Genomic DNA, 22833 nt, shown 5'->3' with positions numbered 1-22833 from the left:
CAACAGGAAGTCTTGGCTTGTTATTATTTTTATTAGAATTATCAATAGAAAGGGTGTTTCTTAAGTTAAATGTTATCTCATAATTATGTAATATATATGAATGACATTACACTTTATGTGGTTTGTACTTTCAGCTAAAACGGCCGTTTAGTTTGTTTCATGTCTATGTCTTCAGTCTTAAAGCTCTTTATCGAGCTAGATCATTGTTCAATTAATTAATCCTAGGCTTGTCATATTCTTAGCGTTTATCATCTTGGCTAAACCAAACTTAGGGGAATTCGATGGCGGGTCACAGTAAATGGGCCAATATTAAGCACCGTAAAGCTGCTCAAGATGCTAAACGCGGTAAAGTGTTTACTAAGTTTATTCGAGAGCTAACAGTAGCTGCTAGAGAGGGAGGCTCTGATCCCGATGCTAACCCTAGACTTCGTGCCGCTATTGATAAGTCTTTGTCGAACAATATGACGCGCGACACCATTAATCGTGCAGTACAACGAGGTGCTGGTGAACTCGACGGACAACAGTTGGAAACTGTTATCTACGAAGGCTATGGGCCTGGAGGGACAGCGGTTTTAGTAGAAACAATGACTGATAATCGCAATCGCACCGTATCAAGTGTTCGACATGCTTTTTCCAAAAGTGGTGGCAACCTTGGCACCGATGGTAGCGTTTCATATCTTTTTGAAAAGAAAGGGGTGATATCCTACCCAGCAGGCAGTGACGAAGACGCAATTATGGAGGTGGCTTTGGAAGCTGGTGCCGATGATGTACTAAGCCACGATGATGGAAGCGTTGATGTATATACGAGCCCAGAGGAGTTTGGCGGAGTTAAAGATGCACTAGATGCCTCTGGTATCGTGGCTATTAACTCTGAGGTTACCATGGTTGCATCAACACAGGCCGAGCTAGACGCAAACACCGCACCTAAGCTGCTGCGGCTAATAGACATGCTAGAAGATGATGACGATGTTCAAGAGGTTTATCACAACGGCGAGATATCCGATGATGTTGCAGCGCAGCTTTAATTAACCGTGAGCATTATTTTAGGCATTGATCCCGGCTCGCGGATCACCGGATACGGACTTGTTAAACAAGCCCATGGGCGAATAGAGTATTTGGGCAGTGGTTGTATTCGCACCAATGAAAAAGATTTACCGCTCAGGTTAAAACAAATCCACGCTGGAGTGAGTGAAATTATCACTCAATTCTCGCCCGACGAGTTTGCCATAGAACAAGTTTTTATGGCCAAGAATGCTGATTCAGCGTTAAAGCTTGGTCAAGCTCGTGGCGCGGCGATTGTATCAGCAGTAAGCCAAGACTTGCCTGTGGCAGAGTATTCGGCGCGGCAAATAAAACAAGCAGTGGTAGGAACTGGAGCAGCAGATAAATCACAAGTTCAACACATGGTGACCCAACTTCTAAACTTGTCGGCAAGCCCACAAGCAGACGCAGCTGATGCCCTTGCTGTCGCTTTATGTCATTGCCATACCAGACAAAGCTTAATTGGTATGGCGGGCAAAGTCCGAGGTACAGTGAGGCGTCGACTACGTTAATTTATTGTATGAAAAAACAACAGTCAGAAGTTTTTTTTGAATTATTCTGCGTAACTAATTGAAACCACCAAGTTTGACCCAATATATTGCTGATAGAGATTATTAGCTAAGGTAAAGAGGACGACATGACCTTAGAGCGTTCAGAACGTTTCGAAATTCCCGTATTACCGCTGCGCGACGTGGTGGTATATCCGCACATGGTTATTCCATTGTTTGTTGGTCGTGAAAAATCTATCCGTTGCTTAGAAAGTGCAATGAGCCAAGACAAGCAAGTATTGCTAGTGGCTCAAAAGGACGCAAGCAATGACGACCCACAGGTTGATGACCTATACACAGTAGGTACCGTTGCTAATATTCTTCAATTACTTAAGCTGCCTGATGGTACCGTTAAAGTACTGGTAGAAGGTAGTCAGCGCGCTAAGCTCGAGCAAATTGTTCAAGAAGAAGAGTACTATGTAGCTGCCGCTGAGTATGTAGTATCTGCACAGCCCGATGAAAAAGAGCAAGAAGTGATGGTGCGCTCTGCCATTAGCCAATTTGAAGGCTACATCAAGCTAAACAAGAAGATTCCGCCTGAGGTGCTTACTTCTGTTTCTGGCATAGATGATGCGGCGCGTTTAGCCGATACCATGGCTGCTCACATGCCGCTCAAGTTAGAAGACAAACAGTCGGTGCTTGAAATTGCCAGTATTCCTGAACGTCTTGAATACCTAATGGCAATGATGGAGTCTGAGATTGATTTGCTACACGTTGAGAAAAAGATCCGTGGACGTGTGAAAAAGCAAATGGAAAAAAGCCAGCGTGAGTATTACTTAAACGAGCAAATGAAGGCCATCCAAAAAGAATTGGGTGAGTCGGAAGATGGTCAAGACGAATTTGAGCAGCTTTCTCAACGCATCGATGAAGCCAAAATGCCTGAAGAGGCAAAAGAGAAAACGCTTGCCGAGCTCAACAAGCTTAAAATGATGTCGCCAATGTCGGCAGAAGCCACTGTAGTGCGCGGTTATGTTGATTGGATGCTTAGTGTTCCTTGGGTTAAGCGCTCAAAAGTGAAGCGTGATTTAGCCAAAGCCGAGCAGGTGCTTAATCAAGACCACTACGGCTTAGAGAAAGTAAAAGAACGTATTTTGGAATACTTGGCAGTGCAAAGCCGAGTCAACAAACTTAAAGGTCCTATCCTTTGTTTAGTTGGTCCGCCAGGTGTAGGTAAAACCTCACTGGGCCAATCTATCGCCAAATCAACCGGACGCAAGTACGTACGTATGGCCTTAGGTGGCGTGCGTGATGAAGCTGAGATTCGCGGGCACCGTAGAACGTATATTGGTTCTATGCCGGGTAAGTTGATTCAAAAAATGTCTAAAGTGGCGGTGAAAAACCCACTATTCTTGCTCGATGAAATTGACAAGATGGCATCTGACATGCGCGGTGACCCTGCCTCTGCATTGTTAGAAGTATTAGACCCTGAGCAAAACAATAGCTTTAACGATCATTACCTTGAAGTCGATTATGACTTATCAGATGTAATGTTTGTTGCTACCTCAAACTCAATGAATATTCCTGGTCCATTGCTTGACCGTATGGAAGTGATTCGTTTGTCGGGCTATACCGAAGACGAAAAACTCAATATTGCTAAACAGCACTTAATTAGCAAACAGATCAAGCGCAATGGTTTGAAAGAGCACGAAATAGTTATCGAAGACAGCGCTATCATTGGCATTATTCGTTACTACACCCGTGAAGCTGGTGTGCGTAGCTTAGAGCGTGAGATCTCAAAGTTGTGTCGCAAAGCAGTGAAAGAAATTTTGCTAAACAAAGACACCAAGAAAGTAGAAATACGCCAAGATAACCTCAGTGAGTACCTTGGTGTGCAGCGTTGTGATTATGGCAAAGCCGATGAGAACAACCGTGTTGGTATGGTAACAGGCCTCGCTTGGACTGAAGTGGGCGGCGACTTGTTAACTATCGAAACAGCATCGGTGCCAGGCAAAGGTAAACTTAGTTATACCGGTTCTCTTGGTGATGTGATGCAAGAGTCTATTCAAGCAGCCATGACTGTGGTTAGAGCTCGCGCGGATAAGTGGCGCATTAACAGCGATTTCTATGAGAAACGTGATATTCACGTACACGTACCGGAAGGTGCAACACCAAAAGATGGCCCAAGTGCCGGTATTGCAATGTGTACCGCTTTAGTTTCTAGCCTAACCGGTAATCCGGTAAAAGCTGAAGTCGCGATGACCGGTGAAATTACCTTACGTGGTGAAGTATTGCCGATTGGCGGCTTGAAAGAGAAGCTATTGGCTGCGCATCGTGGCGGAATTAAAACCGTTCTTATTCCACAAGAAAATGAACGTGATTTAGAAGAGATACCAGAAAATGTTATTGGCGACCTTAAAATCATTCCAGTTCGCTGGATTGAGCAGGTTCTGGAAGCGGCTTTAGAGCAAAATCCTGAAGGCTTTGAAGTAAAAGCTTGAGTCAATGCAAATAAACGATATTCAATCGTGAAATAGTACTTGCCAGCCTTGTTCAAGGGCTATAGCCTAAGGCTGGCAAGGAAGCCGTTGATAACAATATTGATGGTATATTTTAACTAAATGTAGACTGACGAACCTCATTCTGAGCCGCGATTATTAGGGAAGCTTCCCTGCGGTGAGAAGAAAAGGAATAACAACAAGGGGAACCAATTGTGAATAAAGCTCAACTCGTAGACAAAATCGCTGAAGGCGCTGACATTTCTAAGGCCGCTGCAGGTCGTGCGCTGGATTCTTTCATTGACGCGATTTCAGACACACTTAAAGAAGGCGACAACGTTGCTTTGGTAGGTTTCGGTACTTTCCAAGTTAAAGAACGTTCTGCCCGTACTGGTCGTAACCCTCAGACTGGTGCAGAGATCCAAATTGCCGCTGCTAACGTACCGTCGTTTAAAGCAGGTAAAGCGTTAAAAGACGCTGTAAACTAACTGTCAGACGCAATTGCGATCTGTCAAAGGCGCATCCATTCGATGCGCTTTTTCATTATTTAATGTGGTAAAGAGTAATTAAGCATGTTGGAAAAGCTCCGTGAAGGAAGCCAAGGTCCGGTAGCCAAAATCATCCTAGGTTTGGTCATATTATCTTTCGCTCTGGCTGGTGTAGGTAGCTACATCGCAAGCCCTAGTGAGCAATTAGCCGCTGAAGTTAATGGTGAGTCCATTAGCCGTGCAGAGTTTGATCAAGCTTATCAAAATGAGCGTGCCCGCTTAGAAAGCCAGTTTGGTGCTGCGTTTAATCAACTAGCCGCCGACCCAAGCTACATGGCCCAGTTTAGAAGTAACGTATTAGACCGAATGATTGGTGAGCGCTTGTTAGACCAAGCTGCAGAAAACTACGGTTTACGCGTAAGCGACGCGCAAGTTAAATCACAAATTTTAAGCATGCAAGAATTCCAAGTTGACGGTCGTTTTGATAACGAGCGTTACTTAGCTGTTCTTTACCGCGCCAACCTCCAACCTGCTCAATTTCGCGATATGATTCGTAACGACTTAACCCGTCGTCAATTGCAGCAAGCTTTGTTAGGTAGTGAGTTTGCGCTACCAAGTGAAGCTGAGTTGCTGGTTAAGCTAAATCAACAAACTCGTGACGTGCGCTACGTTACGGTTCCTGTTGCTCAGTTTGCTGATCAAGAAGCGCCAAGTGAAGAAGACTTATTGGCTTACTACGAAGAACGTAAAAACACTTTCCGCACTCAAGAGTCGGTAGATGTTGAGTACATCGTAGTTGATGCAGAGAAAATTGCTGCAAGCATAGAAGTTAGCGAAGAAGACATTCAACAATTTTACGATGCAAATCAGCTAACTTATTCACAACCAGAGAAGCGTAAAGTTGCCCATATTTTGGTTGCTGATGAAGCTAAAGCTGAAGAGCTGTTAGCTAAGATCAATCAAGGTGAAGAATTTGCGACGCTAGCCGCTGCTGAATCTGAAGATACTTTTAGTGGTCAGGAAGGTGGTGAACTAGATTGGTTTGAAAGTGGCGTAATGGCTCCTGAGTTCGATGCTGCTTCATTCGCACTTGTTAATAGCGGTGACGTAAGTGAAGTTGTTAAAACTGAGTTTGGTTATCACCTGATTAAATTGCTGGATGTTCAAGAATCTCAAGCACAACCTTTAGAAGAAGTGAAAGAGCAAATTAGTCAGCGCCTGCAACAAGAACAAGCACAAGATGCGTTCTATGAGCAAGCTCAGCGTCTTGCTGAAGTATCCTTCGAAATTCCTGATTCATTAGCTGATGTTGCTAGCGAAACGGGCTTAGAAGTTGAAACTGTTAAAGGTTTAACTCGCGCTAGTGCCAATGGTGCCTTAGGCGAGCCTCAGGTAATTAATCAACTATTTAACTTAGACTTCATCGCTGAAGGCTTAAATAGTGATGCAATCCAGTTGTCAGACAACAGTTCAATTGTTGTTCGTGTTATGGCTCACCAAGCTTCAGAAGTAAAACCTTATGAAGAGGTTAAAGCACAAATTAACACTGCACTTACTCAGTCTCGTTCAACAAAGGCCGCACAAGATTATGCAGATAGCCTAATTGCTGCGCTTGAAAGTGGTGAAGGCATAGATGCTTTGTTGTATGAGCAGCAACTTAAACTAGATTCTAAGTTTAAGGTAGCTCGTGATAGCCAAGACTTTGAGCCTCAAGTGGTACGTCATTTATTTATGATGGCAAAACCTTCAGAGCAAAAAGTAGCGAGCCGCATTACTACGATGAGCGGTGACCAACTGGTTATTCAATTAACAGCAGTTAACGAAGCAGAAACCGTTGATGCCAGTGAAACTAATCAATGGTTACAACAACTTAGCAATGTTAAAACTGAAGCAAGTTATCAAGTATTGATTGATGTCTTAAAAAGCAAAGCAGAAATCCAAAACTTGTTGTAAGCTTAGTGCTTACGTAAGATACTGAAAAAAGGACGTTTTACGTCCTTTTTTAGTTTTGGAGAACAATGTGAAGAAATCCATTGTGCTGCTTATAGCACTTCTTGGTATCGGTTTAGGCGTGACGTCTTTTGTTTACTTTGCTTATCCAGAGTTGGTTGGCATAGAGCCTGAGCTTAAAGTAAACCCTATTGTAGGTACTTGGGAAGCAGAACATGATTTTTATGGCAAGAAAGAACGCCTTGTATTCTCAGAAGATGGCCAAGTTAAATCTGGCAGCCGGGTAGCGACCAAATACAAGATAAATGGCAATCGAGTAGTAGTGACATCAGCGGATAAAGTGATTGAATACCGCATTTCAAAAGATGGTCAAACATTGGATGCATACTTGCCAAGAGCAGGGCGTATTCGTTATCAAAGAATTAATTAAAAAAGCCCTTAACAGCAACTGTTAAGGGCTTTTGTGGTTGTTAAGCTATTAATTAGTCTAAGGTTACTACTTCAAACGGCACTGCTGTTGCAACATCTTCTTCGTAATCAACACCGTCAACACCGAAGCCAAATAGCTTCAAAAACTCCGCTTTATAATATTCGTAGTCAGTATGTTCTTTCAGGTTCTCGGTGGTAATTTGTGGCCATAGTTCAACACAAGCTTGTTGAATATCTTCACGTAATTCCCAATCATCTAAACGTAGACGATTCTGCTCATCTACAGGAGCTTGTTCACCTTCTAGGTACAAACGTTCATTGAATAAACGATAGATTTGCTCCATACAGCCTTCGTGCAAACCTTGTTCTTTCATGATTTTGAAAACCATCGAGATGTATAAAGGCATTACGGGAATCGCAGAACTGGCTTGGGTAACAACACTCTTAAGCACTGCAACGTTGGCTGAGCCTTGCTTACTGCTTAGTTTTTCATTAAGTGCCGTAGCAGCGCGATCTAGGTCCATTTTCGCTTTACCTAAAGCACCATCCCAATAGATTGGCCAAGTTAGCGCGGTGCCGATGTAACTATAGGCAACGGTTTTACAACCCTCAGCTAGCACGCCGGCTTCATCTAAGGCTTTAATCCAAAGTTCCCAGTCTTCGCCACCCATTACCGTTACTGTATCAGCGATTTCTTGCTCGGTTGCTGGCTCCACGCTCGCTTCGATAATGGTATCTTTATTGGTATCAACAGCTGTTGCTGTGTAAGTTTCACCGATAGGTTTTAAGCTAGAGCGAATCAGTTCTCCGCTGTCTGGTAATTTACGAACTGGAGAGGCTAGCGAATAAACCACAAGGTCAATCTGTCCAAGATCTTGTTTAATTAAGTCAACAGCGGCTTGTTTTGCTTGATGTGAGAATGCGTCACCATTGATGCTTTTAGCATAAAGGCCGGCTTCACGCGCTTTTTGGTCAAATGCAGCAGCATTGTACCAACCTGCAGTACCAGGTTTCTTTTCAGTGGCAGGCTTTTCGAAAAACACGCCAATAGTTGCGGCATCGCTACCAAAAGCTGCCGCGATGCGCGATGACAAACCATATCCGCTTGAAGAACCAACCACCAATACTCGCTTAGGACCATTGCTTACTTTGCCTTGCTGTTTGGTGTAATCGATTTGCTCTTGTACATTAGCCGCACAGCCTACCGGGTGAGTGGTTGTACAGATAAAGCCTCGGATCTTGGGTTTGATGATCATACTAATTCCTTTAAGGTGTCCGATAATAAGGCGCTGAATACGTGATTGTTATAGCGCTAAAAAATGCAGTGATTCTAGCATGTTTACCGCTAAAGTTGCATTTAGCCTAGCTGATCAGAGCAGTTAAATAGGGAGGAATTGAGTTTTATTGTGTCGTTAGTTTATAGACCCTAGCTTAGGCGATGTAAATTTATTATCAAAAGAACTATACATTATCTTATTTAGGTAGTATCAATAACATAACGCGATAAAAAAATAAGACTCAAGACACTTAAGGGAATAAGGGTTAAGCTTTTGAAAAGTAAAATATTGCCGACCAGCATTAAAGGAAAGGTGGTTGGTTTACCCACCAGTAAAACCACTCAGCATGCTGCTAAAAAGAAAGCTGCAGAGATTGCCAAGCATTATGAAACCTATTTTCATCCACTTGTTGCGCTCAGCGACGAAGATGTAGAAAGTGTCTATCACCTTCGTCACGATGTTTATTGTGAAGAGTTAGGCTTTGAGCCGGTTAACCCGCAAAAAGTTGAACGCGATGAATTTGACGATTACTCCGACTATTGCTTAGTGCGACACAAGTCTTCAAATACCTATGCTAGTACCGTACGAGTTGTGGCCCCGTCAGGCGAGCAATTACTACCTCTGGAAAAATATTGCGAAGGTGCTATTACCGATGAGGAATTACATCCGCAAAATTTTGCTCGAGAAGACGTTTGTGAAATTTCCCGTTTAGCATTAAGAGCAACATTTAGACGACGTAAAGCCGACAAATTTAAAGACTCAGCGGTGGGCGGGATTAACATCAACGAGCTCTATGAAGAAGAGCTGCGCTGCTTTCCTTTTATCACTGCCAGTATGTACCTAGCCGCTACAGTGTTGGTAGAGCGCCATAATATCAAACATGCTTATGTGATGATGGAGCCTCGCTTAGCTCGAAGCACCGCGCTATTGGGCATTAAATTTCAACAAATTGGTCCCGTTGTTGAGTACCATGGACAACGCGCGCCATATTATATTACTGCGGAAAAGATCCGCAGTGATTTGCCCATTACCTTAAGACCATTAATGGATATGATCGAGCGCGAAGTTAACGCTTCTCTTTCTATGTCACAAGTGGTGGGTGCGCAAGAAAGTATTCTGTATAGAGGTAATTCTTAATACCTTTCTCTATTTACGAAAGGCATTTTGATAGGCATTTATCAGTCGTTGACTCAGCTCGTGTTCGGGCTGAGTAAAGAACTCTTCGGTATGCTTAAATTCTACGGCTTTGCCTTGCTGCATCACTAGTACTTTGTCTGAAAAGTGTCGAACTAACCCCAAGTCATTGGATACAAAGATATAGCTGATAGCAAATCGTTGCTGAAGCTCTAGTAATAGGTTAATGATTTGGGCTCTCACCGAGACATCAAGGGCTGCAATGCTTTCATCAATAACAATGATTTTGGGGCTTAAAATTAACGCTCTAGCAACCGCAATACGCTGTTTCTGACCACTAGATAGCATACTGGGGAAAAACTCGGCATGCTCTTCTAATAAACCCACTAATTTTAAGGTAGCAATTACCTTTTGCTGCTGCTCTTGCTGCGACAGCGCAGTATTTAGAATAAGTGGTGCAGACAAAATTCGACCGATGTTAGAACGCGGGTTGAGCGAGCTATTTGGGTCTTGAAATATCATTCTGATTAAGCGGCACCTGCGGGTGTAGTCGCCAAACTTTAAAGCCTCGCCGTTAACAAAAATATCCCCGTTACTCGGTTTGTTGATGCCCGCCAATACTTTTGCCAAGCTAGATTTACCAGAACCTGACTCACCAATTATCGCTAAGCTTTCACCCATGTTTAGCTCGAAACTTATGTCATCGATGGCTGCAAAACGTTGTCTGCTCAACCAACCTTTATGAACATAAACGTGTTGAGATAAGTTTTTTACGTGCAGCAAATTAGCCATTATTGCTTACCTTTTTCTAAGTTTAAAGGGTAGTGGCAAGCATATTGATGACCTTTCACCTTTTTAAGTTTGGGTTGAGTAACACATTTTCGCTGCGCTTTTGGGCAACGCGGGCCAAGTCGACAGCCAATCGGCAAGTGTTGTAAAGCGGGAATCGAGCCGGGTAGGCCAGGTAAAAACGCTTTGCGCTCAAAAGGTTTATTAAATTGTGGCGCTGAGCTAAGTAAAGCTGAGGTATAAGGGTGCCTTGAACTTCCTACCACTTGGTCAGAACGACCCACTTCTACCATTTGGCCGCAATAAATTACGCTGATGGTATCTGCTAAGTCGGACAGTGTGTTTAAGTCATGACTAATTAACAAAATGGCGGTGTTGTTTAGTTTATTTAGTTTGTGTAATAAGCGTAAAATTTGGCTGGCTGTGGTCACTTCCATGGCTGTAGTTGGCTCATCGGCAACTAATAACTTAGGCTGCCCAGCAATGGCCATGGCAATCATAACTTTTTGGCAAAGCCCATCCGATAGCTCATAAGGATAGCTGCGCATTACCTTGTGGTGATCTTTAACACCTACTTTATGCAGTAAGGCTTGCGCTTGCTTTTTTCGCCACTGGAAACGTCGCCAAAATCCACCTTTAATATTGTGGCAGGGAATGGCTTCCTCAATTTGTTTACCAACCTCTTCTGAGGGGTCTAAACAAGAGCTAGGCTCTTGAAATATCATTGCAATTTCATGGCCTAGTACTTTGCGCCGCTGGCGGGTAGTTAAGGACATTAGGTCTACGTCACCCAAGCGCATGCGGTCGGCTTTGATAGTCCAGCTGGGTTTAGTTACCCCTAATAATGCTTTGGCAATTAAGCTTTTGCCTGAACCAGACTCACCGACTAAGGCCTTTATTTCGCCCTCTGCCATGGTAAGGCTAACTCGATCTACCGCTTTAACTATTCCTGCGGGTGTGTTGATTTCAATAGTTAGGTTGCGAATATCTAGTAAAGCCATTAGTCGACTCCTTGAATCATCGCTTGGCGTAAACCTTCACCTACCATATTCACACTAAGAATACTGGTCATGATGACGAAGCCGGGTAGGGTAACGGTCCAAGGTGCAGAAAAGAGTAAATCTTTACTTCCACCTAACATGGCGCCCCATTCTGGCAGTGGCGCTTGTGCACCAATGCCAATAAATCCAAGGGCGGTAATATCGATAAGTGATGAAGAAAAGCTGCGACTAATTTGAAATACAATTGAGTCAGCAATATTAGGGAGCACGCCATTTTTCAAAATACGGTAGTTAGTAGCACCATCTAGGCGAATCGCCGTAATGTACTCCTTTTGAATTTCGCTTGAAACAGCAATATAGGTAAAACGAATAAACTGCGGGATCTGCGCCAATGCAATCGCAATCAATGTATTCTCTAAGCCGGTTCCGAGAAAAGACACCACCATAATTGCAATTAACAGGGAAGGAATCGATAACGCGGTATCCATCACGTGGTGTAGCACACTCGATTTAATTCCACGGCTCATGCCAGAAAGAATGCCTACGGGAATACCAATTAAAGCGGCAAGCGTTACTACTATAAAGCCGCCACCAAAGGTTAATTGGCAACCATAGATTAAGCGGCTGAGTAGATCTCTGCCTAAGTCATCAGTGCCTAAAAAGTTATCTACATGGCCCTGCTGATTCCAAGATGGAGGCTGTAATAAGTTGTCGCCTTGATAATCCAGTGGGTAGGGCGCAATCAGCGGCCCGAACAAGGCCAGCACTAAAAAGCCAAGTAACACCCAAAAACCAACCATCGCAACAGAGTTGTCTCTAAAACGGATCAGTACCTGCTGCAAGGCACTGGAAATAGTCGTTTCAGAAAATACATTAGTGCTGAGCATAAACTTCTCTTCGACGCAGTGGGTGGATGAGTGCGGTAAACAAATCGGTTAAAACAAAGGTGATAATCACTAAGGTTGCTACAGCTAACATGCCGCCTTGAATAGCAATGTAGTCTTGCTGATAAATGCTTGAAATTAACCAACGCCCAATGCCCGGCCACGCAAATACCACTTCTAGCACCATTGCCATAGTTAGCACGTTGCCAAATTGCAAACCTAAGCTAGGAAGAATAGGGGGGAGCGCGTTGTGTAAGGCATGGCGAGTTACTATTTGCCATTTCGACAAGCCCTTTGTAGCGGCGGCTTTAATGTAGTTTTCACTCATTACTTTAGCCATAGAGTTGGATAGCTGGCGAATAACCTCTGTAGTGGGCACCACAGCCAGTACTAGTGTTGGCAAAGCTAAGTGGCTTAATATGCTCATAAGCGCTGGCCAGCGGGCTTGAGGCTCTAACCACATCACGTCAATAATGCCAAAACCGGTTACTTGAGGAATTTCCAATAGCAAGTCATAGCGCCCTGATACGGGGAACCATCCCAGCATTAGGGAGGAGTTCATGACTAAGAGTAGCGCAAGCCAAAAGACCGGAATGCTGTAACCCACCATTGTCACACTTAAAATTAGGTTTCTAATCCAGTGCTGATGGTAAATTCCGGCTAAGGTACCCAGCGGGATCCCAATAATAAACGACAACAAAAAAGCCGAAAAACAAAGCTCTAAGGTGGCGGGGAGAAAACTTACCAGTTCATCAAACACTGGTTTGCCGCTAATGCTCGATACACCCAAGTCGCCATTGATGTTTTGCAAAACAAACAATGCGTATTGTTTAAACCAAAAATCATCGGACTCAATTAATAAGTTCTGATTCTGCTGAAAAATAAAAGCAATTAAGTTGATGATTAAAAAAGTAATCACCAGTAGGTTAATGCGGCGAATCAAATATCGGAGCATGGCTTACTTCCTATAGGCGTTGTTGAACGAAACGCCTCCAAATGGGTTCCAAGTAATACCGTGAACGCTGTCATTATAGGAATACATTTTTAATGCATGGGTTAAAGGTAAAATAGGCACATCTTGTTCGATTATTTTTTGGATCTTGTAATAGTTTCTCACTCGGTCGGCAAGGCGCGGAGAAGCGGTTGCAGCATTGAGTAGCTGTTCAAAGTGGCCATTACACCAACGGCTAAAATTATACCCTTGTTCTACCGCATCACATGAGAACTGCTGTCTGAAAAAGTCATCGGGGTCACTGTTATCGGTAGACCAGCCAACCAGTAATAAATCGTAGTTTACTTCTGGTGCGCGCAAATAACGGCGTAATACTTGCCAATCTAACAAACGAACGTTGACTTGATAGCCATCATTCACCAAATCGTTTCGGATTAATTCAGCCGTTTTTCGTGGTTGTGGATTATAGCTTTTAGCTTCATTTAATACCCACAACTCTATGGGTTGTTGTTTGGCTTTTTCAATGTAGGGGTAAACCAGGTGGTCTTGCTCTGGTGAGCGAGATTGATGGCGGTAAGCCCAAGAAGAAGGAGAAAGAACGCCGTTGGCAATGTCTGCCGTTGATAAATAGACCGAGTCTAGAATCCGCTGCTTATTTACCAGCCCAGCTACATTTCGGCGAATTCGTACATCGGCAAAAGGAGGCTTTTGAGTATTGAATGCTAAGTAAGAAACATTTAGTCCAGCCTGCACGGAGACTAACAGTTCTTCGCGGGCTTTAAGCACTTCAAGTTGGTTTGCTGCGGGCTGCGCCATAATATCGCATTGACCAGTTAGCAACTTGGCTAAGCGAATAGATGAGGTTGGGGTTATATCAAATACCAACTGCTGCATCGGTGGCGCACCACGCCAGTGTAACCAATGTCGGTAGTATCGAATAAAGTGGTCTTTACGCTGGTTAACGTAATAAAACGGCCCACTGCCAATGGGCAGTTGATCGAGTAGCCCAAGTTGGTTTGATTGGTTGAGTTTATCGGCATACTCAGCTGAAAGAATTACTGCATAGTCGCTGGCTAGGTTTGCCAAAAATGCCGCATCTGGTCGCTTTAACTCAAATTCAACACTGCTATCAGACAACTTAGTGAGTTTACGAATATTGCTGCCAAAGCCAATATTATTGAAAAAGGGATAATCGCCGTTAGCCAAGATGTAAAGTGGATGTTCGGGATCTAGAATGCGTTCAAAGCTTAGCATCACATCATCGGCATTCAAGTTGCGCGATGGGCTAAAGTAATCGGTTTTATGAAAATGAATACCTTGGCGTAAATAGAAACGATAACGCAGCCCGTCTTCGCTTACCTGCCAGTTATTAGCAACACCGCCAACCAGTTGCTGAGTAATGGGATCAACTTCAACTAAGCGGTCATAAAGGTGTCGCGATGTCACCGCAATCGCATTGATTGAGCTTTCAAGTTGTGGGTTAAAAGTATGCGGTGCGGTTTCGGTACAATAGACTAAACCAAGCTTTTTTACGTCTTTTTGCTGGTCACAGCCAAGTAGCAAAAAAGCCAGACACATCACTGTGCCAATTGAGAATGCATTCATGAGAAGCTGATATCCTGATAACTGCTTGATAATTTACCATTAACCATCTGCTTATCTCAACCAATGAAAGGCTTAGCCTTGAGTATTAATGTTATGTTTTTTGATCAAACCCCTTAGTTGATGGTAGCTGATCTGTAAGGCTTTAGCGCTGGCTGTTTGTTTGTAATGATGGTTTGCTAAGGTTTCACTAATTAATTGCTTCTCAAAGTCGGCTACTTGTTGATTAAAATCAAGTTGCTTGGGCCTAATTGGCGAATCTTGTGGCGCTTGCTTTAGTGGGCGCCATGGCGAAGCAAAAGGGTCTAGGTTTATTGCATCAACTAAACCTTGGTTATCACTGTTCTCTACCACCGCTCGCTCTACAACGTTTTTAAGTTCACGAATATTGCCAGGCCAAGAATAATCATTTAGTTGTGTTAGCACCGTTGGGCTAAAACTAGGGACCTGGGAAAAATTGAGCTCTCTAGCCATTTTGTGAGCAAAATGCTCGGCTAATAGTTGAATATCTTCAACGCGGTGGCGTAATGGCGGTAAGGTAATCACCGCGAAAGATAATCGGTCTAGCAAATCAGCTCTAAAATCCCCTTGCTCCACTAACTCTGGCAGGTCTTGGTTAGTGGCACACACTAATCGAACATCTACCTCAATAGGCTTATTACTGCCAAGGCGTTCAATTTTATTGTACTCAATGGTGCGTAATAGCTTCTCTTGCACTTCATTTGGCATGTTGGCCAGTTCATCTAAGAACAAGGTGCCTTTATCTGCTTGTTCAAATCGGCCAATACGTTGCTGAGATGCCCCGGTATATGCGCCGGCTTGATGCCCAAATAGCTCAGACTCAATCAAGTTTGGGTTCAAGCTTGCGCAGTTTAAGCTTAAATAGTGTTTGTCCCAGCGCTCTGACAAAAAATGTAAGCGTTCAGCAATCAACTCTTTACCGGTGCCCCTTTCACCAATAACCAGAACGGGTCGGTTTAGCGGAGCTAAGAGTGATACCTTGTCTAACACCTCCAAAAAACTAGGTGCCTTACCTAATAGGCTAGGGGAATCCATTTGGTCTCTCTGACTAAAAGTTGGTTAATATAACTATATAGTCATTATTGAGTTTTGTCATTTATCTATAAAAGTCATAAATATCAGTGGCTTGATAAATTGGCATGCGACTTGTAAACAATTATCTCGAAAACATACATTGATCTTTATTCGACCTTATTAGGAGTCCCCCATGGGAATGTTTAGCCGCTTAACAGATATTATTAACTCCAACATCAGCACCATGTTGGATAAAGCTGAAGATCCGCAAAAGATGCTACGCCTTATCATTCAAGAAATGGAAGACACCTTGGTGGAAGTGCGTGCTAGTACAGCAAAAGTATTGGCCGATAAAAAACAGCTGATACGTAAAATTGAGCATTTGGAAGAGCAAGCCGAAGATTGGCAGGCTAAAGCTGAACTTGCCTTAAGCCGCGAGCGAGAAGATTTAGCGCGCTTGGCTTTAGTTGAGAAGAAACACTTACAAGAGTCAATTAAGCAGCAGCAAAAAGAACTAGGCTTAGTGGACGATAGTTTGTTGCAGTTGCAGCAAGAGATTGAGCAGCTAGAGCTTAAATTAAGCGAATCAAGGAATCGTCAAGCTGGTTTATTAGCTCGTCAAACTACAGCCAAAAACCGTCATGCAGTAAGACAGCAGCTAGATAATGAACGCGCGTTAAAAACACGAGAAAAATTTGAGCAGTTTCAAGCTAAGATCGATCAACTAGAAGCGCGCGCAGAAGTATTTGGTAAGGAAGGCGATAACAACCCTGACTTAAACAAGCAATTTGCTGAGTTAAGTGCTGACGCTGAAATTGCCGACGAGCTAGACAAGCTTAAAGCCAAGTTAGAGCAAAAATAGGAGAATTTATGCTTACCGTATTGGTGACGCCGTTAATTTTGTTTATGGCCATAGTGGCCCCACTGTGGCTTATTTTACATTACAAGAGTAAGCGTCAGGTAGAACATGGAATTAGTGAACAAGAGCGCGAGCAGCTAAATGCTTTAGCTACTCGAGCCAAAGATATGTCAGCGCGCATTCATGCTTTAGAGAATATTTTAGATGAAAGCGTGCCGCATTGGAGGGAGCGCTAATGTTTGATAAACCGCTATATCGCGACCCACAAAAAGGCAAAATTGCAGGGGTGTGTGCTGGTTTAGCACACAGCCTTGGCGCCGAAACATGGTTAATTCGAATCATTGCTGTGACTTTGGCAATTACTAACCTCGGACTATTTTTTATTATCTACGGTGCAGCATGGTTGTTTATGGATAAACGTCCCAGTAACTTAAGAGGGGATGAGGGAGTAACCATTAAGTCAAAAGTGTGGCAACGCGGCGAAACGCCTAGTCAAGCAGTTAGCGAGCTAGAGCACCAGTTTGATGATTTTGAACAGCGTTTACGCAAAGTAGAAAAAGTGGTCACAGCTCGAGATTTCGAGCTTCATAGTCAGTTTAAAAACCTCTAATTCAAGCGCATCTTGCAAATACCTAGTTCAAATTAACTCAAGTGAATGTTAAATGACGCTTGGGTTAAGCTTACTTTTTTGGTTAGACTAAAGAAGTATATACACAATTGGACAGTCTAACTCACTGGTCCGATAGGGAAATAGGAGTGCTTTTTGCGTTTAGTATGGATAGTTGGAGAAGGCGGTATGTGGTGTTGCTGTGAGTTTTTACAGGCCCTACAGCTGCTGTCTGCATCACTAAAAGAGCAAGCGGCAACAACATGCGCATAGAGTTAAACTGCCAACAAAACACCGAAGTTTTTAGCGCGGTTCTCGGCGTTTTAGTTAAACATGGTTTAGCGCTACAAGCCATGCAGAGTGTCGACACCGGGCACTTGTTTCTTCACCTTACCGAATTAGAGCTTCCTCTAACACAGCAATTGCTTAGTGAATTTCGTTGCCTCAATGGTGTATCAGATGCGCGTATTGTGTCGGCCTTGCCTTCTGAAGTTGAACACAAAGAAGTTCAAATTTTATTAGACAACGTACCTTACCCAGTGGTGCTGATTGATAAATCTGGAGAAATTCGCCAGTTTAATCAGGCTTTTGAGCAATCCTGTGGTGATACACCTCATCCTCTTACCAACAGCGATATAAGTAAATTCTTGCGTGGATTTAGTGTCCAACGTTGGTTTGGTAGTGGTTCCGGTAAGCGAGAGCTAGTAGAAATTCAGCTGAGCGGCCGAGTCTACATGGCTGATATTATTCCGCTGTCAGAAACAGCACTGTTTTCGCATCTACCCGGCGCAATTATGCTGTTTAAGTCTGCCCATTGGTTAGAGGCTAGCTTCGATTTATCGCAAATTGAACTTGGGATTAGTGAAGGGCGTTTAGTTGCAACTAGCGATGAGACCAGCAATGTTCTTAATAGCTTAAAACGTTTAGTTGAACACCCAATGCCAACACTATTATTTGGAGAAGCGGGGGTTGGTAAGCGATTTTTAGCGCGCTTGTTAAACGAGCTTTCTATGGGCAGTGATGAACGCTTTCATGCGGTAAGCTGTCATAACCAAGAATATAGTTTGTCTGAGCAACTAGCAGAAATTGCTGCTGAACAACCCAATACGGTGTTGTTAAGCAATATTGAAAAGCTAAAGAGCAGCGAAGTTGAAGATGCGGTTAGCTCTTTAAGCGCGCCTCAACTCGGGATTAAACACCTACTGTTCTCTAGCCGCTATACGCCTGAGCAACTGGCCGCGCTATGGGGAGGCGACTGCTATTACTCGTTAATCAAAAACAGCATTAATGTTCCGCCACTTCGTCAGCGAAAAGAAGACATTGTGCCATTGGCGCAATCTTGGTTAGATTTTCAGTACGCTAAACACCAAGAAGTTCCGCCACCTCTAAGCAGAGAAGTAAAGCGCTACTTGAGTTCTTTAAGTTGGCCGGGCAATATTCCTCAGCTTTATCAAGTGCTGCAAGACTCCTTGGATATTGGCAGTATGAAAAAATGGCAAGTGAGTGACATTAAATATCATCATGAAAAAGTGGTAGACAATGTCAGCATCGAGAGCTTGCTGCAGCAAGATTATCACTCTGCTATGGGAGAGTTCGAACACCTGCTGTTAAGTTATCATTATCCTCAGCACCCTAGCTCGCGACTATTAGCGAAAAAGTTAGGCCTGTCTCATACCGCCATCGCCAATAAATTACGTGAACACAATATTCGTAATAAAACCGACTTAGATAATTAAGCATACTTTAGTATGTTAGCGTTAGTCACCGAAACTAAGGCTTTCGGTGACTACCTAGCTATATCAGCAAACTGGTAAATTCGTCCTAAGCTTACTGCTTTGTTTCGAGTGTTAAGCAAACCCTTTGCAAAATTAAAGCTTTTAGTAAAAACAGCCCTGAAATAGCCCTTGAAAACGCGATCGGTGGTTTACCCGTGCGCTGGTTTTGCTATGATGCGGCAAGCAAAAAAATAAACTAATGCAACGGAGACGCAAACACAATGAACACTTATAAGATCGCCTTATTGGCCGGCGACGGCATCGGCCCAGAAGTAATGAAACAAGCGGTCAAAGTATTAAAAGCAGTTGAAGCGCGTAACCCTGAAGTAGCATTTGAGTTAAACGAAGCACTATTTGGTGCAGTAGCCTACTTCGAAACGGGTAAATCTTTTCCTGCTGAAACCATCGCTATTTGTGATGAAGCAGACGCAATCTTAAAAGGCACCATTGGCCTTAACCACGAAGATTCTAAAAAAATTCCAGTAGACGAGCAGCCAGAACGCGGCGCGCTACTGCCTTTACGTCGTCGTTACAATACCTATGCTAACTTTCGTCCAGTGTACTTACCTCAAGAATTAGCTCACTTCTCGCCACTTAAGCCTGAAGTTATCGGAGAAGGTATTGACCTTATGATCATCCGCGAGCTAGTTGGTGGTTTGTACTTTGGTGAGAAAGAAGTAGGCAAAGACGACAACGGTAAGCGTTATGTTCGTGAAGTACTTGAGTACGACGAAGACCAAATTCGCGATATTCTAAAAGTAGGTTTTGAAACTGCTCAGCGTCGTAAAAAAGTGCTGCATAACATCCATAAAAGTAACGTACTTAAATCAAGCGTGTTGTGGAATGAGATCCTAGAAGAAGTAGCAGTAGACTACCCAGATGTAGAAGTTAAGCACATTTTGGTTGATGCGGCGGCTACTTACTTATGTTTAAACCCAGGCCAATTTGACGTAATGGTTATGGAAAACATGTTTGGTGATATTTTAAGTGACCAGGGCGGTGGTATTTTAGGTTCATTAGGTCTTATGCCTTCAGCGTGTGTTGGTCCAGAGAAGTCTTACTACGAACCATCTCACGGCAGTGCTCCAGATATCGCTGGCAAAAACATTGCTAACCCATACTCAATGATAGGCTCTGTAGCATTAATGCTAGAAATGAGCTTTGGCATGGAGCAAGAAGCGAAGAACCTATGGCACGCAATGAAGTCGGTGTTTGCTAATGGTTACGGCACGCCAGACCTAGCCAAAGGTGAAGATGCAAAACTTATCGATACCGACGCCTTTGGCGACATGGTAGTTGATGAGCTAAACAAAGCACCTCGTGTCTAATTCGTAGAATGCCAAAAACCAGCCTACGGGCTGGTTTTTTGTTATAGCGCTTCAATCAATCAGTCAGTGCGCAATGCATGCTTAAGTGTATTGTAAAAACCAAGCTGGATTTAACTACCATGAAAAAATCAACCAAAATAGTGAGTGCTGGTCGCGATAAAAAGTGGACTCAAGGCTTAGTAAACCCTCCGGTATCTCGAGGGTCTACCGTTGTATTTAACAGCGTTAAAGAGATGAAACAAGCCACGGCTAAACGTCATGATAAAACCTTGTTTTATGGACGTAGGGGCACCCAAACCCACTTTGCCTTTCAAGAGGCCATGGTGGAAATAGAAGGCGGTGCAGGCTGTGCTTTGTATCCTTGTGGTACGGCTGCAATTAGTGGTGCGCTGTTGTCTTTTTTGAAGCATGGTGACCATCTGCTCATGGTGGATACTGCCTACGAACCAACTCGCGACCTTTGCGACAAATTGCTTAGCCGCTATGGCATAGAAACCACCTATTATGATCCAATGATTGGCGGTGCTATCAGCGAGTTAATTCAAACCAATACCAAAGTGATTTTCTTGGAGTCTCCAGGCTCTTTAACCATGGAAGTGCAAGACTCTCCAGCGATTGTGGCTGCAGCGCGAGCGGCAAACCAAGATATCGTGGTGATGTTAGATAATACTTGGGCATCGCCAGTTAACTTTAGTCCTTTTGATTTCGACATCGACATTTCTATTCAAGCCGCCACTAAGTACATTGTGGGGCATTCAGATGTAATGTTAGGCACTGCGGTGGCTAATCAGCGTTGTTGGGATCAACTGCGTGAAAACTCTTATTTACTGGGTCAGTGCACTTCGCCAGACGATATCTATTTGGCAATGCGCGGAATGCGTACCTTGGGTGTGCGTTTGGCACAGCATCAAAAAAATGCCCTAGAAGTGGCTAACTGGCTAGCGCAGAGAGATGATGTTGACCATGTTCGCCATCCCGCTTTGACAAGCTGCCCTGGTAATGAGTTTTTTGAACGTGATTTTCAAGGTTCTTGTGGGTTGTTTTCCTTTGTCATGAAAGGCGGCAATCAAGCGGCATTAACCGCGCTATTAGATGGAATGGAACATTTTAAGATGGGCTATTCTTGGGGCGGTTACGAAAGCTTGATCATGGGAGTGAATGGGGTAGAGAAGCTACGCACTGCGACTCAATGGAAGGCTGAAGGTACCTTGATTCGTGTTCATATTGGCCTTGAAGACACCAGCGATTTAATCGCCGATTTAGACGCTGGCCTTGCGCGATTTAACGCTGCCTTGTAGTGGTTTAATTTTATCGCTGTTTATAAGTCGCCCTAGGGCGACTTTTTTGTGGCTAATTATCACAATTTTATAACATTTTCCCAATCGGCTTGTTGCTTGAAATTTGCTTTGTTAGCGTTAATGCATAATTAAAGCAAAGGAATGCACATGCTACTTCAAGCAACTATAAAATGGTCCACCACGCTGTTATTAGCGTGTTTACTTGCTGCCTGTGGAGGTGGAGGAGGAAGTGACGGTGGAACGCCTTCACAGCCCTTAACCGGCGCGCAACTATTTAGCCAAGCGGATCCCGCTGGTAATCAATTTTCTTGTAGTACTTGTCATGCTACCAGTGAAAATGCGCAAGGCTTAGATGCGCAGCAACTTCATCGGCCAGCGCATTCTCTGTTAAACGCTACCCGCCGAAATGCCTTTTATAATGGTACGTTTAGCGAAGTGATTGATGCAGTAAACAATTGTCGAGTCGATTGGATGGATGCAAGCCCTTATGTTAGCGACAGCAATGATTGGTTGGCATTAGAAGAATACTTAGCAGGCTTGAGCGATAGTGGTGATGCAACAGAAATTGCCTTTAATCAGGTCGCTGCCGTTAGTGATTTTAGTGCAGCGGATATAAGCGCTGGGCATGAGCTATTTAATCAAACCTGTGCTACTTGCCACGGACAAAATGCCGCAGGGACCGGGCTAGCAAGAACGCTTGTCGGCAGCGGCTTAAGTGCTCAACAAGTGGCTAATAAGGTACGTAACTCTGGGCCAAGCACTAGCAGCTATTTCACCAACCTCTCTGGTGGTAACATGCCGTTTTGGAGTGAGCAACGGCTCAGCGACCAAGAGCTAGTAGACATTGCTAGTTATGTTGAGAGCATTAATGGGCCGCAAAGCTTTAGTTGTAATGCTAGCGACCACCCTAAAGTTGGCCAGGTAGCCATGTTAAGCACACTTTCTCACAATGTGAGCGGGCGGGTAGAGATCATCGACAATTGTACAATTGAAGTCACCGAATTCAATTACGATGGTGGTGGTCCAGACGTACTATTTTATGGTGCTCCAAGCAGCGATTATACCCAAGGTGGTTTTGCTATCGGCGATATTATTAATGGCCCGATGTATAACAACGATACTCTAAGGTTAAGCTTAGCCAACGCCCAACAGTTAGATCAGCTAGCCGGCATTAGTGTATGGTGTCGAGATTTCAGCGTAAGTTTTGGCGACGGTTTATTTAATTAAACACTAGGGGCTGTTTATCTTTCGCGGTTAAATTTTGTTCGCGAAAAAATCGTTTTAGGCACGGCAAGGCGTGTGTAGCCTAGCATTCTAGGTAAATTGCCTTAACAAAGCATAAAACGATTTTAGCCGAACCCTTCGGGCAGCATTTGTGGTTTATTTCTACTGTGTTATCAG

General features: G+C 43.7%; 21 protein-coding genes. 14 read left to right on the top strand and 7 right to left on the bottom strand.

The window, feature by feature from the left end; genetic code table 11:
- Nucleotides 1-281 precede the first annotated feature (281 nt).
- From ACYFDN_RS01440 to ACYFDN_RS01415, 6 genes are all read left to right on the top strand, one after another.
- Nucleotides 282-1025, top strand: coding sequence for a YebC/PmpR family DNA-binding transcriptional regulator (locus tag ACYFDN_RS01440; RefSeq protein ID WP_483509762.1), 744 nt, complete (start codon nt 282-284; stop codon nt 1023-1025).
- A gap of 6 nt (nt 1026-1031) precedes the next feature.
- A complete protein-coding gene (gene ruvC / locus ACYFDN_RS01435) occupies nt 1032-1553 on the top strand; it encodes a crossover junction endodeoxyribonuclease RuvC (RefSeq protein WP_483509761.1) in 522 nt (173 codons plus the stop codon).
- 125 nt (nt 1554-1678) lie between these two features.
- The gene (gene lon, locus ACYFDN_RS01430; protein WP_163133485.1) at nt 1679-4027 is read left to right on the top strand and encodes an endopeptidase La; all 2349 of its coding nucleotides are present in this window, start codon (nt 1679-1681) and stop codon (nt 4025-4027) included.
- 212 nt (nt 4028-4239) lie between these two features.
- Nucleotides 4240-4512 (top strand): nucleoid-associated protein HU-beta, encoded by a 273-nt coding sequence (hupB, locus tag ACYFDN_RS01425; RefSeq protein ID WP_016402624.1) that lies wholly within the window; start codon nt 4240-4242, stop codon nt 4510-4512.
- 84 nt (nt 4513-4596) lie between these two features.
- Nucleotides 4597-6465 (top strand): SurA N-terminal domain-containing protein, encoded by a 1869-nt coding sequence (locus tag ACYFDN_RS01420; RefSeq protein ID WP_483509760.1) that lies wholly within the window; start codon nt 4597-4599, stop codon nt 6463-6465.
- A 67-nt stretch (nt 6466-6532) separates the two neighbouring features.
- On the top strand, nt 6533-6892 hold the full coding sequence (locus ACYFDN_RS01415) for a DUF2850 domain-containing protein (RefSeq protein ID WP_016402622.1): 360 nt from the start codon (nt 6533-6535) through the stop codon (nt 6890-6892).
- Between the two features lie 52 nt (nt 6893-6944).
- Here ACYFDN_RS01415 and fabV read toward each other — a convergent pair whose 3' ends face one another.
- Entirely contained in the window at nt 6945-8147 is a 1203-nt protein-coding gene (gene fabV / locus ACYFDN_RS01410) for an enoyl-ACP reductase FabV (RefSeq protein WP_483509759.1), read from the bottom strand.
- Between the two features lie 294 nt (nt 8148-8441).
- Here fabV and ACYFDN_RS01405 point away from each other — a divergent pair, with 294 nt between their 5' ends.
- Nucleotides 8442-9305, top strand: coding sequence for a PEP-CTERM/exosortase system-associated acyltransferase (locus ACYFDN_RS01405; RefSeq protein WP_227981214.1), 864 nt, complete (start codon nt 8442-8444; stop codon nt 9303-9305).
- 9 nt (nt 9306-9314) lie between these two features.
- Here the strand turns inward: ACYFDN_RS01405 and ACYFDN_RS01400 are convergent, their stop codons facing one another.
- The 6 genes from ACYFDN_RS01400 to pspF form a co-directional block, all read right to left on the bottom strand.
- Nucleotides 9315-10097 carry a peptide ABC transporter ATP-binding protein gene (locus ACYFDN_RS01400; protein ID WP_371923311.1) on the bottom strand — a complete coding sequence of 261 codons (783 nt, stop codon included), beginning with the start codon at nt 10095-10097 and terminating at the stop codon, nt 9315-9317.
- Nucleotides 10094-11092: a peptide ABC transporter ATP-binding protein gene (locus ACYFDN_RS01395; protein WP_483509758.1), complete on the bottom strand. Its 999-nt coding sequence runs from the start codon at nt 11090-11092 to the stop codon at nt 10094-10096. Before ACYFDN_RS01395 ends, ACYFDN_RS01400 begins: the two co-directional genes overlap by 4 nt.
- Nucleotides 11092-11979 (bottom strand): ABC transporter permease subunit, encoded by an 888-nt coding sequence (locus tag ACYFDN_RS01390; RefSeq protein ID WP_152781047.1) that lies wholly within the window; start codon nt 11977-11979, stop codon nt 11092-11094. The genes ACYFDN_RS01395 and ACYFDN_RS01390 overlap by 1 nt, the downstream gene beginning before the upstream one ends.
- The gene (locus ACYFDN_RS01385; protein WP_152781045.1) at nt 11966-12931 is read right to left on the bottom strand and encodes an ABC transporter permease; all 966 of its coding nucleotides are present in this window, start codon (nt 12929-12931) and stop codon (nt 11966-11968) included. Before ACYFDN_RS01385 ends, ACYFDN_RS01390 begins: the two co-directional genes overlap by 14 nt.
- A 3-nt stretch (nt 12932-12934) precedes the next feature.
- The gene (locus ACYFDN_RS01380; RefSeq protein WP_483509757.1) at nt 12935-14533 is read right to left on the bottom strand and encodes an ABC transporter substrate-binding protein; all 1599 of its coding nucleotides are present in this window, start codon (nt 14531-14533) and stop codon (nt 12935-12937) included.
- A 72-nt stretch (nt 14534-14605) separates the two neighbouring features.
- Complete coding sequence (gene pspF / locus ACYFDN_RS01375) at nt 14606-15586, bottom strand: phage shock protein operon transcriptional activator (protein ID WP_483509756.1); 981 nt, start codon at nt 15584-15586, stop codon at nt 14606-14608.
- 172 nt (nt 15587-15758) lie between these two features.
- On the opposite strand from pspF, the gene pspA reads away from it, so the two are divergent.
- The 7 genes from pspA (at nt 15759) to ACYFDN_RS01340 (ending at nt 22659) form a co-directional block, all read left to right on the top strand.
- Nucleotides 15759-16427, top strand: a complete 669-nt coding sequence (gene pspA, locus ACYFDN_RS01370; protein WP_016402612.1) for a phage shock protein PspA — start codon at nt 15759-15761, stop codon at nt 16425-16427.
- Nucleotides 16428-16435: 8 nt separating this feature from the next.
- Complete coding sequence (gene pspB, locus ACYFDN_RS01365; RefSeq protein WP_016402611.1) at nt 16436-16660, top strand: envelope stress response membrane protein PspB; 225 nt, start codon at nt 16436-16438, stop codon at nt 16658-16660.
- Complete coding sequence (pspC, locus tag ACYFDN_RS01360) at nt 16660-17034, top strand: envelope stress response membrane protein PspC (RefSeq protein ID WP_016402610.1); 375 nt, start codon at nt 16660-16662, stop codon at nt 17032-17034. The genes pspB and pspC overlap by 1 nt, the downstream gene beginning before the upstream one ends.
- Before the next feature lie 260 nt (nt 17035-17294).
- Entirely contained in the window at nt 17295-18767 is a 1473-nt protein-coding gene (locus ACYFDN_RS01355; RefSeq protein ID WP_338625791.1) for a TyrR/PhhR family helix-turn-helix DNA-binding protein, read from the top strand.
- Between the two features lie 260 nt (nt 18768-19027).
- Nucleotides 19028-20134, top strand: a complete 1107-nt coding sequence (gene leuB, locus ACYFDN_RS01350) for a 3-isopropylmalate dehydrogenase (RefSeq protein ID WP_016402607.1) — start codon at nt 19028-19030, stop codon at nt 20132-20134.
- 119 nt (nt 20135-20253) lie between these two features.
- Nucleotides 20254-21432 (top strand): cystathionine beta-lyase, encoded by a 1179-nt coding sequence (locus tag ACYFDN_RS01345; protein ID WP_483509755.1) that lies wholly within the window; start codon nt 20254-20256, stop codon nt 21430-21432.
- Between the two features lie 147 nt (nt 21433-21579).
- Nucleotides 21580-22659, top strand: a complete 1080-nt coding sequence (locus ACYFDN_RS01340; protein ID WP_483509754.1) for a DM13 domain-containing protein — start codon at nt 21580-21582, stop codon at nt 22657-22659.
- The last annotated feature ends 174 nt before the right edge of the window (nt 22660-22833 follow it).

It is taken from the genome of Agarivorans sp. D1326 (assembly GCF_056958115.1).
Note: the sequence above shows the minus strand (reverse complement) of the source record. Positions and strands in the feature narration are given on the sequence as shown.

Coding starts and splice junctions, on each gene's coding strand:
- ACYFDN_RS01440 (WP_483509762.1), top strand. CDS start 282: ATGGCGGGTCACAGTAAATGGGCCAATATTAAGCACCGTAAAGCTGCT.
- lon (WP_163133485.1), top strand. CDS start 1,679: ATGACCTTAGAGCGTTCAGAACGTTTCGAAATTCCCGTATTACCGCTG.
- ACYFDN_RS01420 (WP_483509760.1), top strand. CDS start 4,597: ATGTTGGAAAAGCTCCGTGAAGGAAGCCAAGGTCCGGTAGCCAAAATC.
- fabV (WP_483509759.1), bottom strand. CDS start 8,147: ATGATCATCAAACCCAAGATCCGAGGCTTTATCTGTACAACCACTCAC.
- ACYFDN_RS01395 (WP_483509758.1), bottom strand. CDS start 11,092: ATGGCTTTACTAGATATTCGCAACCTAACTATTGAAATCAACACACCC.
- ACYFDN_RS01390 (WP_152781047.1), bottom strand. CDS start 11,979: ATGCTCAGCACTAATGTATTTTCTGAAACGACTATTTCCAGTGCCTTG.
- ACYFDN_RS01385 (WP_152781045.1), bottom strand. CDS start 12,931: ATGCTCCGATATTTGATTCGCCGCATTAACCTACTGGTGATTACTTTT.
- ACYFDN_RS01380 (WP_483509757.1), bottom strand. CDS start 14,533: ATGAATGCATTCTCAATTGGCACAGTGATGTGTCTGGCTTTTTTGCTA.
- pspF (WP_483509756.1), bottom strand. CDS start 15,586: ATGGATTCCCCTAGCCTATTAGGTAAGGCACCTAGTTTTTTGGAGGTG.
- pspA (WP_016402612.1), top strand. CDS start 15,759: ATGGGAATGTTTAGCCGCTTAACAGATATTATTAACTCCAACATCAGC.
- pspB (WP_016402611.1), top strand. CDS start 16,436: ATGCTTACCGTATTGGTGACGCCGTTAATTTTGTTTATGGCCATAGTG.
- pspC (WP_016402610.1), top strand. CDS start 16,660: ATGTTTGATAAACCGCTATATCGCGACCCACAAAAAGGCAAAATTGCA.
- ACYFDN_RS01355 (WP_338625791.1), top strand. CDS start 17,295: ATGCGCATAGAGTTAAACTGCCAACAAAACACCGAAGTTTTTAGCGCG.
- leuB (WP_016402607.1), top strand. CDS start 19,028: ATGAACACTTATAAGATCGCCTTATTGGCCGGCGACGGCATCGGCCCA.
- ACYFDN_RS01345 (WP_483509755.1), top strand. CDS start 20,254: ATGAAAAAATCAACCAAAATAGTGAGTGCTGGTCGCGATAAAAAGTGG.
- ACYFDN_RS01340 (WP_483509754.1), top strand. CDS start 21,580: ATGCTACTTCAAGCAACTATAAAATGGTCCACCACGCTGTTATTAGCG.